Here is a 14,501-nt window from a genome sequence, read left to right on the forward strand (position 1 = left end):
AGTCACGATGTCCTCTGCCGTTCGCCGGGGCCGGTGTTCGCGCCACCGAGGCCGCCCACCGTGCCCCATTCGGCGGCGAGCGCGGTGGCATGGATCTCGTCCTCTTCCGCGTCGGAGGGTATGCGGATCACGCGGGTGATACCGAAGAAGGGCAGCAGCCCGGCGAGAGCGGCGGCAACGGCGCCGGTGACGAACGCGATGAGGTAGGCGGATTCGGCCGGGAGGTCGGTGCCGGAGAGAGTGATTTCGGCCAGCAGGGTCGCGATGAGGGCGCTGGCGAACGAGCTGCCCACCGACCGCGCGATCGAGTTGATGCTGTTGGCCACGCCGGTCTCGTCCTGCCGGACCTCGGCGACCAACAACGAGGGCAGCGCCGCGTAGGCAAGGCTGATGTAGGTGTTGATCAGCAGGATGGCGGTGATCACCTGCCAGGTGTGGTCGTGGGCGACGATGAACAGGATGAAGCCTGCGACGCCGACGACGCTGGCGCCGATGAGCACGACACGCGCGCCGACGTGGCGGATCATCGTGCCACTGAGGATCGAGGCGAGGACTCCGCTGACCGCGCCGGGTAACAGGTACACGGTGCTGGCCTCGAGCACGGTGGCGCCGAAGCCGTACCCGGCGACCGAACGAGACGTCTGCACGAAGTACGAACTGCCCAGGAACATCACGAACATCGACATTCCCACCACGAGGGCGGACAGGTGTGTGACGAGGACCGGCGGATCGGTGAGCAACCGGGGTGCCACCAGCGGATGGTCGATTCTGCGCTCGTACAGGAACCACCCGGTCAGGACGAGCAGTCCGGCAGCACCGCTGATGATGGTGGCGGGCGAACCCCATCCCCAGGTGCTTCCCTCGGACAGCGGGAGCAGGACGAGGACGAGCCCGGCGGCGAGACCCACTGCACCGACCCAGTCCATGGATCCCGATCCCGTCCGCGCGCGCCGGGGAATCGCGAACCACGCCAGGACGAGACCCGCGAGCGTGATCGCAGAGGAGAGCCAGAAGATCCGGTGGAAGTCGGCGCCGTCGGCGACCAGCACCCCGGTCAGGACGATCCCGAAACATCCGCCGAAACCCAGAGTTCCCGAGAGAATGCCCATCGCCCCGGTCAGCTTCTCGGGGGGCAGCTCGTCGCGCAGGACTGCAATTCCGATGGGGAAGAGTGCGAACGAGACGCCTTGCAGCACTCGGGCAACGATGAGCACACCGATCGACGTGGCGACCGCGCCGAGCAACGAGCCCAGAAGCACGACCAAGAGCACACCGAGCAGCACCGGGCGTGTGCCGCGAAGATCGGCGAGCCGGCCGAGTAGGGGCGTCGCAGTGGCTGCTGCGAGCAGGTTGGCGGTGAGGAGCCACCCGACGGCGGTGGGCCCGACCTCGAGTTGGGTACCGATCGTGCCGACGATCGGTACCACCAAGGTCTGGAGAACCGCCAGAATCATGACGATGAAGCACATGACCGGCAGCAGCATCCTCGGCGTGGGCCCGGGTTCTGCGCTCATGTGGTCCTCCGTGCGTCGTCCTGTCGACAGTGACAGATAAACACGGTACTGGGGCTAACTAACAAAGGGGGTCGACGCGGTGGGTTCCGAACGCATGTCGGATCGGGCGCTGGGACGGGCCACGCTGGCCCGCCAGGGATTGCTACGCCGAACTGGAACGCCGGCTCTCGAGATGATCGAGCACTTGTGCGGGCTGCAGGCTCAGGCCCCGATGCCGCCGTATTTCGCCCTGTGGGCACGCATCGAGAAGTTCCGGCCCGATGCCCTCTCCGAACTCATCGAGCGACGAGAAGTGGTGCGCATCGTCGCCATGCGTGGAACCGTGTTCGCGTTGTCGGCGGCCGACGCCCTGACATTCCGCCCGCTGGTCCAGCCGCTCCTCGATCGGGATCTGCGCACCAACACGCAGTACCGTGCACACCTCGACGGGATCGATGTCGCCGCCCTCGCCGCCGCAGGCCGCGACCTCGTCCGGGATCGGCCGCGCACGCAACTGCAGATGCGGCCGCTACTCGAGGCGCAATTTCCCGGACGCGACGGCGCGGCGCTCGCGCACGGGGTGCGCGGGCTCGTGCCGATGGTCCAGGTGCCACCGCGGGGGTTGTGGGGCAGGTCGGGACAGCCCGCGCTGGCGACACTCGAGTCGTGGGTGGGGCAACCACTCGACCCGGCGCCGTCACTACGGACGATGGTCCTGCGTTACCTCGCCGCGTTCGGCCCGGCGAGTGCCCTGGATTCACAGGCGTGGTCAGGCTTGACCCGGCTCGGCGAGATCCTGGACGAGCTGCGCCCGCAGTTGCGGGTGTTCACCGCGGAATCGGGAACGGAACTTTTCGACCTTCCGGACGCGCCGCGGCCGGAGGCTGGGGTGCCTGCGCCGGTGCGCATCCTCGCGCCCTTCGACAATGTGCTTCTTTCCCATGCGGATCGCAGGCGGATTCTCGACGACGAGGTGCGGAAGCGGGTCTTCACTCAGAACGGGATCATCAAGCCTGCTGTGCTGGTGGGCGGCAGGGTCGCGGGCTTCACGACCACGACCGTGGGGAAGGACGGGGTGATTCTCGAGGTGGAGCCGTTGACCACGATCGCCAAGTCTCATCGGCCGGCCATCGAAGCGGAGGGTCGCCGATTGCTGAAGTTCGCACACCCCGAGGCCGTCACTCGGGAGGTGCGGTTCACGGACTCGTAGACCGGTGCTTGCGGGGCGCCCGCTGGCTCAGTTCGGCGATGATCTCGTCGTTCCAGACATGTTGGCGCACCAGGCGATACCGTTCTCGAGCCACCCACAGGTAGGCTTCGGCATCGGTGTGGTCGGGCAGCATGTCGGCGGCCCGGACCATGCGCACGACCGGGAGGAATTCCTCGCCGAACCACCGACGCGCCACGGTGTCGCGACCCACGAACTCGCCCATCTCCTGCATGAGACGGAACCCCCAGGCCTCGACGCACTCGCTGATTTCCGCGTACTCCCACGGATCGGTGACCGTCACCGCCTTGCGCTGGGCGCCGGTGAGGGGTACCCGGCTCAGGAACAGCCGGCGATGGTCCTTGATCAGCAGATCGCCGCGCTGCGTGATGCCGTCCGGCGAGATCCGGGTCAGGATCTCCGTCACGTACGCATCGATGGTGCTCCAGTGCATCGCGTAGGCGATGGACACACGGTGGTGGCCGTCGCTGACGAAGTGCATCGACCCGATTCTGTACACCTGGATCGGCGGAACCGACTCGCCGCGGCGCTGCGCTGCGGCCAGCCGCTGCCAGCGTTCGCGTATCCGGGCGGACGTAGGACGGAAGTACCGGTCGAAGTCACTGGTGCGGTCGACGCTCCCGACGATCGAGTTGACGGGGATCACCTGCAACCCCAGTGACCGCTCGCCGATCCTCCCGAGCGCGGCCACCACTTCGTCGAACGGCAGGATCTCGTTGACGTCGTCCGGTTCCCTGCGTAACCAGCTGACCAGCCGGGAAAGCTCGGCGCGGCGGCGCTGACGGGTGAAGTCGTTTTCCGCGTCGGCGGAGGGGAAACCGGTGTCACGTGCCATGCCGTCGCCTCACGATCGTCGGTTCGGTACCCGAAGACATCTCCATGAGAGTGAACCCGACCGTGTTGATCACCGTCGTGGAGCCGAGCACTCTGTCCACGGGCGTCGTCCCGTACGGGTGCACGTGGCCGTGAACGAGTGTCCGAGCCTGCAACCGTGCGGCCAGCTGCTCGAAACACTCGAAACCGCGGTGCGGCGGGTCCTCGAGATCACCGACTCCGCGCGGCGGGCTGTGCGTGAGGAGCACGTCGACACCGGCTACTCCGGATCGGCGCGCATGCCACGCACTCGTCATGGCCAAGTTGCGGGCACGCCGGCGCTGCTGCCGTTCGGTCCACTGATTGGGGCCGTCGTTGTACCGAATCGATCCGCCCAGGCCGGCGATCCGCAGTCCGGCGATGCGGACGATCCGTCCGTCGGCGTTGACGGCGCCGCACGGGCCGGGCCAGGTCGACGGCATGCCGGAACGCATCCATCCGACACGGCCCGCGGAATAGCCGGAAAGGTCGGGGTCGTGGTTGCCGGGCACGAACACGCACGGTGCATCGAGTGCGTCCATCAGATACTCGAGATAGTCGAAGGGCAGATCACCGGCACCGAGGACGAGGTCGACCTTCATGGTGCGCCCCTGCGGGGTCCACAACGACTCGATCGTCTCGTCGGAGACCGCGAGTACCGAGACCATGGCCCGACGCTACCGGCTCGAGAGGCCGGGGGACGAGTGAGCGCGGGCGGTGGTTTGATGGCAGGGTGACTGACAGCGTTGTGGCAGCCGTTCGTGCGCACCTGCTCGAACAGATCGGCGGTCCCGAGCCGACCGCCGCCTCGGTGACGTTTCTGGGGGTCGAGCCTCTCGACGTGCTGCGGTTCCCGCCCGCCGAGGACGACCTCGTCCGGTACGTGACTCTGGGTTGCTCCCGGCACCCGATGGGTGATCCCGGGGAATTGGTGGCCGACCCGATGCGGGGTCCGCGCGCGGAACTCGTGCTCACGCTGCGCGGGGGAGCCGGGGTGAGCTCGGGTGTCGCGCGCACGCTCGCGGTGCTCGCGGCGGCGCCGTCGGTGGAGGGGGTGGTCCTCGTCGAGGACGCGCTCCTCGACCTCGGCGAGCCGTTGTGGAAGGACACGCCGTTCACGGCGGTGCTCCTGGGCAAGTCCTCGATTCCGGACCTGGCCCTTCCCGAACCCGCCGACGCGGTGCAGTTTCTCGCCGCTGTGCCCCTCACCGGAACCGAGGCAGCGTGGGTGCGACTGCGCGGCGCCGAGGCGTTACGGGAAGCGTGGACCGAGGCGGGCATCGACGTGCGCGACCCGAACCGCGGCGCGGCGTCCCTCTAGAGCCAGTTGTTTCGGCGGAAGGTGACGAACAGCCCCACCGTGACCGACACAATGAAGGCCACCACGAGGTGATACCCGTATTGCCAATGTAATTCGGGCATGTTGTCGAAATTCATGCCGTAGATTCCTGCGATCATGGTGGGCACGGCGGCGATGGCCACCCATGCCGAAATCTTGCGCATGTCGGTGTTCTGCTGGACGGCGATCTTGGCGAGAGCCGCGTCGACGAGTGAGCTGAGCACCTCGTCGTACTCGGCGATCCGCTCCGCGACGGTGGTGTGGTGGTCGAGCACGTCGCGAAAGTAGCGCCGCACTTCCTTCGGCACCGGATTGCCGGGCGACTGCGTCAACCGCAGCAGCGGGTTCGACAGCGGGTTCACCGACTTGCGGAGTTCGACGATCTCCCTCTTGAGCAGGTAGATGTGCTCGACCGCGACGGTGTTCCGCGGGCTGAACACCGCCTCCTCCATGCCGTCGACGTCGTGTTCGATGGCCTGGGTGACCTCGAGGTACGTATCGACGACATGGTCGGCCACCGCGTGCAGGACGGCATAGGGGCCGAGCGCAAGCCGCTCCTGGTTCTCCTCGAGGGAGCGCCGGACGTTCGCGAGCCCGGAATGATCGCCGTGCCGCACGGTCACGACGTAGTCGGCGCCCACGAAGGCCATGATCTCGCCGGTCTCCACGATCTCACTGGCGGTCGCCACCGAATCGTGTGGCACATAGTTGACGGTCCGCAGCACCAGGAACAGGATGTCGTCGTAGCGTTCGAGTTTGGGCCGCTGGTGCGCGTGGACAGCGTCCTCGACCATGAGTTCGTGCAGGCCGAACGTCTCGGCCACGCTCTCCATCTGACCTTCGTCGGGTGCGAGGAGTCCGACCCACACGAATCCCCGGCCACGCCGCCGAACCTCGGCGAGGGCAGCCTGATGGGTGTACTTACCGGGCAGACGGATGCCGTCCACGTACACGCCGCAGTCCACCACGGCGCGGGCGGTGGGGATGCGGATCCGGGGACCCGCGGATTTGTCGCGGCCTTGTGCGGGAAGTGAGGGCATGGGTGCGAGCACTCCCTTCAGCGTCGAGACCGAGGACTTCGTGTCGCGCAATCCTACGTGAGCACCGGAGTCCCGAATCCCCGACGATCGGACGACACGACACCGCTCGACGTACGCACGCCCGGACCCTTCCCGAGCGCACCTGACACACTGGGGAGGTGCGCATCGATCTCCACACTCACTCGACGGCGTCGGACGGTACCGACAGTCCGGCAGACCTCGTGCGCGCGGCCGGGGCCGCGGGTCTGGACGTCGTGGCCATCACCGATCACGACACCACGGCGGGGTGGGCAGAGGCGGTTGCGGCGATGCCTGCCGGGTTGACCCTGGTCCGGGGCATGGAGATGTCCTGCGCGGGCCGGGGTGAGGACGGTCGTCCCGTCGCGGTTCACCTGCTGGCCTACCTCTTCGATCCCGCGCACGCCGCGTTCGCGCGGGAACGTGAGCGGTTGCGAACCGAGCGGGTCGTCAGGATCCGGGCCATGGCCGAGCTGATGATGGAGGACGGCCTGCCCATCGACGCCGACGAGGTCCTGGCGGCAGCGGGTCCCGCCGCGGGTCGCCCACATCTGGCGAGGGCGCTGATGCGGGCCGGAGTGGTGAGCAGCGTCAATGAGGCGTTCGTCGACCTCTTGGCGCCGCGGGGCCGGTACTTCGTCGACAAATCCGACACCCCTTTGGACGAGGCGGTTCAACTGGTGGCCGAGGCCGGAGGGGTGAGCGTTCTCGCCCACGGGCGGGCGCGGGCGCGGGGACGGCTGCTGTCGCTCGATCACGTCCGGGAGCTGGCCGGTGAGGGTCTACACGGGCTCGAGGTGCATCATCCCGACCATTCGTCGGCCGATGTCGCGGTCCTTCAGGGACTGGCCGACGAATTGGGGCTCGTCGTCACCGGATCTTCCGATTACCACGGGACGAACAAGACGATCCGGCTGGGCGAGTTCGGCACGGACCCCGACGAGTTCGACAAGCTCGCCTCCAAAGCCTCAGGTATACAGGTGATTTCGGCATGACTGCCCGCGATTCGGACCGCTACGGCAACCGCGACCGCTACGACCCTCACGGCTACGACGCTGACCGTGACGACCCCTACGGCCCGACGACGCCGAGGTCCGTGCCCGCGCGCGAGCCACGTCGCAGCTCACTTGTCGTCAGGGCGTCGCGCGCGTTCAGTGGCGCCGTCGCGGCCGGTGTGGTGATCCTGTGTCTCGTCGTGATCGGGTCCGCCTACGTTGGCGGCGGCAGGGGATTCCCGGGGCCGGGAGCGGTCTCGATCACCGCGCACATCGTCGCGTCCGTGGTCGTGGTCGTGGCCCAGCGGATCGCCGACCGCCGCGACGGTCTCGCAGCGGTGCTCGCATCTGTCGCCGTCCTCGCGGCGGCAGCGCTTCTGCTGGCCACCCAATGGTGGGGTTGACCGACCCTCGGAGAGTTATGTGAAACCGGCTCTCACGGTGACCCGTCGGTAACTTGTTCTCACAGGTAGAAGCCGGAAAACGTGAGACGTCTGACTCCCGTGGCGATTTGATTGTGCAGCGATCTTCGTGCTTGACTTAGCATCACTCCGACGTCGGCGCCACCGCCCTTCGGCGGGGATTTATGGCAGCGTTGCCAAGGGCTCACCCGCCCAGCGCCATCCACGCTTCGGAAGTTCTGCGGCCACAGTGATCGCGCGCACCGGAAGCTTCACCAGTTGTCGTTCGCGGAGTAACTACGTAGATCAGCGCCGATCCGCATGGTTACTTCACAGTAACCCGGCCCCGAGTGAGCCTGGACTTAGCAGGAGTGTCATCGTGTCCATCGTGTCCGAACCCACCACACCGCAGAAGGTCGAGCTGACCGACGAGGAGATCTTCGCCGGCCACATCGGGGGGAAGCTCTCGGTAGAGACCACGACCGCCCTCGATACCCAGCGCGCCCTGTCCATTGCCTACACGCCCGGCGTCGCGCAGGTTTCCCGCGCGATCCACGCCGACGAGACCCTCGCCGACCGCTACACCTGGACCAGCCGCCTCGTGGTCGTCGTCTCCGACGGCTCCGCGGTACTCGGCCTCGGCGACATCGGTCCCCGCGCCTCCCTTCCGGTGATGGAAGGCAAGTCCGCACTGTTCAAGAACTTCGCGGGCCTCAATTCCATTCCGCTGGTGCTCGACACCAAGGACCCCGACGAAATCGTCGAAACCCTCATCCGGTTGCGCCCGAGTTTCGGCGCGGTCAACCTCGAGGACATCTCCGCACCGCGCTGCTTCGAGATCGAGAAGCGCGTGATCGAGGCCCTGGACTGCCCCGTCATGCATGACGATCAGCACGGCACCGCGATCGTGGTCCTCGCCGCCCTCAAGGGTGCGGTGAAGGTGCAGAAGCGGGACATCTCCTCGCTGCGCGTCGTCATCTCCGGCGCCGGCGCCGCCGGTGTCGCCTGCGCGAACATCCTGCTCGCCGCCGGCATCGCCGACGTGACGGTTCTCGATTCCAAGGGCATCGTCTCGGCCGACCGCAAGGACCTGAACGAGGTCAAGGTCGACCTCGCGGCCCGCACCAACCCCACCGGACGGCACGGCGGGATCGTCGAAGCCCTCGACGGCGCGGACGTGTTCCTCGGAGTGTCCGCGGGCACCGTTCCCGAAGAACTCATCGCGACCATGGCGGACGACGCCATCGTCTTCGCGCTGTCGAACCCGGACCCGGAAATCCACCCCGAGGTCGCGAAGAAGCACGCGGCGATCGTGGCCACCGGGCGTAGCGACTTCCCGAACCAGATCAACAATGTGCTCGCCTTCCCCGGTGTGTTCCGCGGTGCCCTCGACGCCGGCGCCCGCCGGATCACCGAAGGCATGAAGCTTGCCGCCGCCGAGGCAATCCTCTCGGTCGTCGGTGACGAGCTGGCTGTAGACAAGATCGTTCCCAGCCCGCTCGATCCTCGCGTCGCCCCCGCTGTTGCGGAGGCAGTCGCCGCCGCTGCTCGCGCAGAAGGCGTCACCGACTAGCGAGAATCCGTTGAACACCCCGGACCGGAGCCCGCACCAAGGTTCCCGCCCGGGGTGTTTGCCGTTCTAGCGGGACTTCGCGGCGGCGGCCAGGTCGGCCCACTCCTGGGCGCTGGTTCCACGACGTAGCCGGCCGGTGCCCGGGACGGATGCCCACACCGCGAGCGCGAGAAGCCCGTCGACGACGAGGGCCAGGATCGTCACGAGGAGCGCACCGACCAGTACCCGGTCGTACTGACGCAAGGCGAGTCCGTCGAAGATGTACCGTCCGAGCCCGCCGAGGTTGACGTACGCGGCCACCGCTGCGGTTGCAATGATCTGCAATGTGGCGTTGCGCAGTCCGCCGAGCATGAGCGGCAGCGCATTCGGTGCCTCCACGCGACTGAGGACCTGCCACTCGGTCATGCCCATCGCGCGGGCGGCGTCTACCACCGTCCGGTCGACGTTCGCGACACCGGAGTAGGTGCCGGCCAGTAGCGGCGGAATGCCGAGTACCACCAGGGCGAGGATCGGCGGGATGAGACCGAGCCCGAGGAGCAGCACGAGGAAGGTCAGCAGGCCCAACGTGGGCAGTGAACGTAGCGCGTTGACAAGGCCCACCACCAGCACCTCGCCTCTGCGCAGATGGCCGATGACCGCACCGAGCGGAACCGCGACGGCGGCCGAGAGGGCGACGGCGAGAAGGCTGTACCAGAGGTGCTCGAGGATGCGCGCCCCGATTCCGGCCCTGCCCTCCCAGTTGGCCGGATCCACAATGTAGTCCCACGCCCCGCCGAAGATGCTCATGCCGCCGCCGCCTCCTTCTTCTGCCGCGTCCATGGTGTGAGCGCACGGGCGAGGAGGAACAGCGCCAAATCGAAGACCAGTGCGAGGACGACGATGGCGATGATCCCCGCGAGAATCTGATCGGGATAGTCACGCTGGTAGCCGCGGGTGAAGAGGGTCCCGAGACCGCCGATCCCGATCAGCGAACCGACCGAGACCAGCGAAATGTTGGTGACCGCCACCACGCGCACACTTGCCGCGAGAACCGGTAGCGCCAAAGGCAACTCGACTGTCAATGCCCGACGCAAGGGTGTGAAACCCATCGCATTCGCGGAGTCGACGACGTCGGCGGGAACCGAGTCGAGGGCCTCCGGGACGGCGCGAACGAGCAGGGCGGTGGAATAGATGGTCAGGGCGATCACCACATTGAGCGGATCGAGGATCTGCAGTCCGACGACGGACGGGATGGTGACGAAGAGGGCCAGCGAAGGAATCGTGAACGCGACGCCGGCGATGGTCGTGGTGACCTTGCGCAGCACCGATGCACCCCGGATCGCGGTGCCCACCGGGACGGCGATGACCAGGCCGAGTAGAAGTGGCATCAGCGCCAGGTACAGGTGGGTCTTCGTCAGGTCGACGACTACGGAGAAATTGTCGATGAGCCACCGCACAGGATCACGGCCTGTCGGGAGAAGTGGACGCGGGCGCGAAGAACTGCTCGTTTCGCGCGCGATCCTCCGCGGCCCGCTGCTGCGTCAGCTTCTCGATGACCTCGGACCCGAGGATGCCGCCGCGGGCGGCACCGTCCCTGTCGATGGCCACACCTATCCCCGACGGCGACGAGATGGCCGCATCCAACGCTTGCCGCAGGTCTCCGCCCGGCGGGAACAGTGAGCCGCCTGCGGCGGTACATTCCGACAGCGGGCGGCCCGAGCGCAACCCTTCGACGCCCGTGACGTCGATCCAGCCCCGCGGAACACCGGAATCGGTCACCACGAGCGCCCAATCACCGCGGTCGAGCCGCAGTGTGCGCACCTCCCGTTCGGTGGCCGTCCGGAGGGGATGAAGGGAAACCTCGTCTGCCGTGCGGAACGACAGGCCGCGATAGCCGCGGTCGCGGCCGACGAATCCGGCGACGAAATCAGTGGTCGGCGCGGACAGCACCGTGTCGGGCGCATCGTATTGCTGCAATCGGCCGCCCGGTCCGAAGACTGCCAGCCGGTCACCGAGCTTGACCGCCTCGTCGATATCGTGCGTCACGAACACAATGGTCTTGCGCAGGTCGGCCTGCAATCGTTGCATCTCCGCCTGCAAATCCTCGCGGACCACGGGGTCCACCGCGCTGAACGGTTCGTCCATCAGCAGAATGGGCGGGTCGGCAGCCAGCGCCCTGGCCACGCCCACACGCTGCTGCTGCCCACCCGACAGCTGGCCGGGATAACGGCCCGCCAGCGCGGGGTCGAGACCGACCCGTTCGAGCACCGACAGCGCAGCCATACGGGTCGCACGGCGGGAGTCACCGCGCAGGACCGGTACGGTGGCGACGTTGTCGATCACGGTGCGATGCGGTAGCAGTCCAGCGCTTTGGATCACGTAACCGATCCCGAGGCGAAGCTTCACTGCATCGGTGGAGGCGATGTCCCGGCCGTCGACCGAGATGGTTCCGGCCGTCGGAGTGATCATCCGGTTGATCATGCGCATCGATGTGGTCTTGCCGCAGCCGGAAGGCCCGACGAAGACTGTGAACGACTCCGCGTCGATATGCAGATCGAGGTTGTCGACCGCCGTGGTGCCGTCCGGGTACCGCTTGGTGACGCCCGAAAATGTGATCACCGTCGACTCCTCAGGAGACCGGCTTGTCGAGCCCCTGGTCTACGACCCACTGCTTCGCGGCTGCGGCCGGCTCCGTCTTGGCGTCACCGGACACGGCATCGTTCAACTTCACCAGCTCCTCCGTCGTCAGCTTCGCGGACAGTGCGTCGAGCGCTCGAGTCAGCTCTGCCGTCGACTTGGCTGCGCGCACCACCGGAACGACGTTTTGAGCCGCAAAGTTGTTCTTCGGGTCCGTGAGCACCACAAAGTTGTTCTTCTCGATTGCCGGCGAGGTGGTGAAGATGTTCGCCGCGGTGATCTGCCCCGATGCCAGAGCCTCGACCGTGGCGGGGCCGCCGCCGTCCGCGATGGGGACGAAGTTGGCGGGTGCAATATCGAGTCCGTAGTTCTCCTTCAGTCCGGGCAGTCCGGCCCGGCGCTCTTGGAACTCGGCGGGTGCACCGAACTTGACCTCCGCCGAATGCGCTGCCAAGTCCGCGATCGAGGTCAGATTCCACTTCTGTGCGGTCTCCGCGGTAACGACGACGGCGTCCTTGTCCTCGGCTGGAGCGGCGGTGGTGATCGTCAACTCCGATCCGAGTGCACCCGGGAGTGCCGCGTTGACGTCCGCTGCGCTGGTGGCGGTCGACTGCGGGTCGAGGTACTGCAGCAGGTTGCCCGTGTAGTCCGGAATGACGTCGATCGACGCGTCCTTCAGCGCGGGAATGTAGGCCTCGCGGCTTCCGATGTCGAACTTCGTGGTCACGTCGAAACCATTGGCGCGGAGGACCTCGGTGTAGATATTGGCCACCGTCTCGGACTCCGGGAAGTTCGCCGAACCCACGATGACGGCGTTTGCGTCGTCACCGGACCCTTCGCCCTCGGCCGACAACGGATCGGAACCGCCCCCGCACGCGGCGAGGGAGACCACGGCAACCGTGGCGACTGCGAGGCCGCCCAGAGTGCGGCGGGCGAACCCGCGACCCGAGGATGTGTTCGAGGTGCGCATGCGCGTCCTTCCGTTTGTTCACTACTGCCGCATGATCGGGAGATCCGGTGGGCACACCGCCGGGCCGATGTGGCGTCAGTGTAACGATAGGCAGGTGGGCAACACTGGTTTCGGCTCAGCGTGATGCGAGGGAAGGCGTGCGAGGTGGCACAGACAGGTAAGGGCGGATCGGGGATCGGGAGTTCCCGGAAGTCCGCTCGTCTCGGGGCGTGGGCGGCAGCGTCGGTGCTGATTGTGGTTCCCGGCGCGCTGTCGGCCTGCGATGTCGACAACACTGCTCTCGACGGTTCCGCGGGACAGACCTCGGGTGAGGTGGTGGTGGGGTCGGGAGACACGGCGGAAAGCCGGGTCCTGGCCGAAATCTACGCGGGCGCTCTCCGTTCGACGGGTGCGCCGGCATCCACCGAGACGGGCCTGGGTGACCGCACCTCCTATCTTCGGCGGCTCGATGCGGGCGAAGTGACGTTGGTGCCCGAGTTCACTGGCCGGCTGCTGCGCTACTACGATCCGGAGTCGACCGAAAGAGAACAGGACGAGGTATTCGAGGCGCTGAGTCAGGCGCTGCCGCAAGGTCTTTCGATCTCAGACTATGCGGCGGCGGAGGATCGGTCCGCGTTGGCGGTGTCTGCGGACGCGTCTACCCGGATGGCGGTGACGACGCTCGACGAGCTCATTCCCGCGTGCAGTCGTAGCTCCGCGGTGCTCACCCCCGATTTCGAGGCCGGCTCACTCGCCGATCTGACCGGTTGCACGTTCGCGCAGACGCGCGCGGTTCCGGACGGAGCTGCGGCGGTCGCGGAACTCTCCGTCCCCGCACAGGTGGATGGCGTCGTGGTGGCAGGAGTGACCACCGCGACCCCGGAAGTCGCGAGCTCGGGCCTCGTTCTGCTGGACGACGACGAGCCGATCTTCACAGCCCAGAACGTGGTGCCGCTCTACCGGGTCGGGGCGCTCGGTGAGCCCCAGATCAAGGCACTGAACGTGGTGGCGGGGGAGCTGACGACAGCGGACCTGGCCGACATGATCGGCCAGGTCCGCGGTGGTGCCGATTCAGCCGACGTCGCTCGTGTCTGGCTGGATGCACATGTGTGATTTCAGGTAAGCCCCGAGTTCGGCGACGGCGTCCGCAGCCTCGCGTACCAACGAGGCCTGGAGGTGCGCAACGTGCCAGAGTCGGGCGTATTCGGTGAGCGTCACGTCGACGCCCGACTTCTCGAGCTTGTCGACGAACTCCAAGATCTGTGGATACAGAACCTCGTCGAGTCCGACGTGAACGACAGTGGGCGGAAACCCCTTCAAATCTCCGTGCAGCGGGGCATAACCGGGATCGAACTTGTCTCCGCTTCCCAGGTACTTCTCCGCGGCGTGGAACGACCACGCGGTATTCACCACGAGGTCGCGGTCCCGGATCGTGTCGCGCCGACCCGGATCGACCCACGGTGAGATGAGTCCCAACGCGGCCGGGGTGACCCCGTGCCGGTCGATCAGGCGCCGCGCCGTGGCCGCCGCCAGACCACCGCCCGCGGAGTCGCCGGCGATGGCCAGTCGACCTGTCTCGTACCCGTGTTCCGTGGTCAGCTCGAGGAACGCCGCCACGGCATCCTCCAGTCCGGCAGGAAACGGATGTTCGGGAGCCAGGCGGTAGTCGAGTGTGTAGACCACGCTTCCGGATTCACGTGCCAGATGCGCGGCCAGCGACCGATGGGTCGCGGGCGAGCCGATGGTGTACGCGCCACCGTGGAGATAGAGCACGGCGGTCCGGCGCTCGGTGGCGCCCACCGTGATCCGCTCGGCGGGCCGGCCGGCCAGGGTGGCCGGGCGGCAGGCCGCCCCCTCCGGCATCTGCTGCAGCGGTGCGGCCATTTCGAGCAGCGCCCTCTGCACCGGATACGGCAGCCGCGAGTTGAGGCTCAGCCGGTAGAACGGCCGCAGCGCGGCGGCGACTACCGGGAGCGGCAAAGAGAAGCTCACGGCGA

General features: G+C 67.2%; 15 protein-coding genes. 6 read left to right on the forward strand and 9 right to left on the reverse strand.

What is annotated here, in order from left to right; translation table 11 throughout:
- Nucleotides 1–2: 2 nt before the first annotated feature.
- Entirely contained in the window at nt 3–1,514 is a 1,512-nt protein-coding gene (locus JQT59_RS16960; protein WP_249354500.1) for an MFS transporter, read from the reverse strand.
- Between the two features lie 79 nt (nt 1,515–1,593).
- Here JQT59_RS16960 and JQT59_RS16965 point away from each other — a divergent pair, with 79 nt between their 5' ends.
- Nucleotides 1,594–2,703, forward strand: a complete 1,110-nt coding sequence (locus tag JQT59_RS16965; RefSeq protein WP_249354502.1) for a winged helix DNA-binding domain-containing protein — start codon at nt 1,594–1,596, stop codon at nt 2,701–2,703.
- Here JQT59_RS16965 and JQT59_RS16970 read toward each other — a convergent pair.
- Together JQT59_RS16970 and JQT59_RS16975 are read right to left on the reverse strand one after the other, a co-directional pair.
- Nucleotides 2,690–3,556, reverse strand: a complete 867-nt coding sequence (locus JQT59_RS16970; protein ID WP_213577063.1) for a chromosome partitioning protein ParB — start codon at nt 3,554–3,556, stop codon at nt 2,690–2,692. The two genes, JQT59_RS16965 and JQT59_RS16970, sit on opposite strands and share 14 nt — an antisense overlap.
- Complete coding sequence (locus JQT59_RS16975; RefSeq protein ID WP_109331819.1) at nt 3,546–4,241, reverse strand: metallophosphoesterase family protein; 696 nt, start codon at nt 4,239–4,241, stop codon at nt 3,546–3,548. The genes JQT59_RS16970 and JQT59_RS16975 overlap by 11 nt, the downstream gene beginning before the upstream one ends.
- A 65-nt stretch (nt 4,242–4,306) precedes the next feature.
- On the opposite strand from JQT59_RS16975, the gene JQT59_RS16980 reads away from it, so the two are divergent.
- The gene (locus JQT59_RS16980) at nt 4,307–4,894 is read left to right on the forward strand and encodes a suppressor of fused domain protein (RefSeq protein ID WP_201453445.1); all 588 of its coding nucleotides are present in this window, start codon (nt 4,307–4,309) and stop codon (nt 4,892–4,894) included.
- Here the strand turns inward: JQT59_RS16980 and corA are convergent.
- Entirely contained in the window at nt 4,891–5,952 is a 1,062-nt protein-coding gene (gene corA / locus JQT59_RS16985; protein WP_109335247.1) for a magnesium/cobalt transporter CorA, read from the reverse strand. The genes JQT59_RS16980 and corA overlap by 4 nt on opposite strands.
- 158 nt (nt 5,953–6,110) lie before the next feature.
- Between corA and JQT59_RS16990 the strand changes: the two genes are divergently transcribed.
- From JQT59_RS16990 to JQT59_RS17000, 3 genes are all read left to right on the forward strand, one after another.
- Nucleotides 6,111–6,965, forward strand: a complete 855-nt coding sequence (locus tag JQT59_RS16990; RefSeq protein ID WP_213577064.1) for a PHP domain-containing protein — start codon at nt 6,111–6,113, stop codon at nt 6,963–6,965.
- Nucleotides 6,962–7,369 (forward strand): hypothetical protein, encoded by a 408-nt coding sequence (locus tag JQT59_RS16995; protein WP_213577065.1) that lies wholly within the window; start codon nt 6,962–6,964, stop codon nt 7,367–7,369. The genes JQT59_RS16990 and JQT59_RS16995 overlap by 4 nt, the downstream gene beginning before the upstream one ends.
- A gap of 376 nt (nt 7,370–7,745) precedes the next feature.
- Nucleotides 7,746–8,939: an NAD(P)-dependent malic enzyme gene (locus JQT59_RS17000; RefSeq protein ID WP_109331810.1), complete on the forward strand. Its 1,194-nt coding sequence runs from the start codon at nt 7,746–7,748 to the stop codon at nt 8,937–8,939.
- A 66-nt stretch (nt 8,940–9,005) separates the two neighbouring features.
- On the opposite strand, the gene JQT59_RS17005 is transcribed toward JQT59_RS17000, so the two are convergent.
- From JQT59_RS17005 to JQT59_RS17020, 4 genes are read right to left on the reverse strand one after another with little or no spacing between them, the layout of a single operon-like run.
- The gene (locus tag JQT59_RS17005) at nt 9,006–9,725 is read right to left on the reverse strand and encodes an ABC transporter permease (RefSeq protein ID WP_213577066.1); all 720 of its coding nucleotides are present in this window, start codon (nt 9,723–9,725) and stop codon (nt 9,006–9,008) included.
- On the reverse strand, nt 9,722–10,375 hold the full coding sequence (locus tag JQT59_RS17010) for an ABC transporter permease (RefSeq protein WP_213577067.1): 654 nt from the start codon (nt 10,373–10,375) through the stop codon (nt 9,722–9,724). Before JQT59_RS17010 ends, JQT59_RS17005 begins: the two co-directional genes overlap by 4 nt.
- A 4-nt stretch (nt 10,376–10,379) precedes the next feature.
- The gene (locus tag JQT59_RS17015) at nt 10,380–11,537 is read right to left on the reverse strand and encodes an ABC transporter ATP-binding protein (RefSeq protein WP_213577068.1); all 1,158 of its coding nucleotides are present in this window, start codon (nt 11,535–11,537) and stop codon (nt 10,380–10,382) included.
- A 10-nt stretch (nt 11,538–11,547) separates the two neighbouring features.
- Nucleotides 11,548–12,525, reverse strand: a complete 978-nt coding sequence (locus tag JQT59_RS17020; protein ID WP_213577069.1) for an ABC transporter substrate-binding protein — start codon at nt 12,523–12,525, stop codon at nt 11,548–11,550.
- A 144-nt stretch (nt 12,526–12,669) separates the two neighbouring features.
- Here JQT59_RS17020 and JQT59_RS17025 point away from each other — a divergent pair, with 144 nt between their 5' ends.
- Entirely contained in the window at nt 12,670–13,617 is a 948-nt protein-coding gene (locus JQT59_RS17025; protein ID WP_249354504.1) for an ABC transporter substrate-binding protein, read from the forward strand.
- Here the strand turns inward: JQT59_RS17025 and JQT59_RS17030 are convergent.
- The gene (locus tag JQT59_RS17030) at nt 13,576–14,496 is read right to left on the reverse strand and encodes an alpha/beta hydrolase fold domain-containing protein (RefSeq protein ID WP_213577071.1); all 921 of its coding nucleotides are present in this window, start codon (nt 14,494–14,496) and stop codon (nt 13,576–13,578) included. The two genes, JQT59_RS17025 and JQT59_RS17030, sit on opposite strands and share 42 nt — an antisense overlap.
- Nucleotides 14,497–14,501: the final 5 nt, after the last annotated feature.

Origin of the sequence: Rhodococcus sp. USK13 (assembly GCF_018343855.1) — a bacterium.
GTDB lineage: Bacteria > Actinomycetota > Actinomycetes > Mycobacteriales > Mycobacteriaceae > Rhodococcus_F > Rhodococcus_F oxybenzonivorans.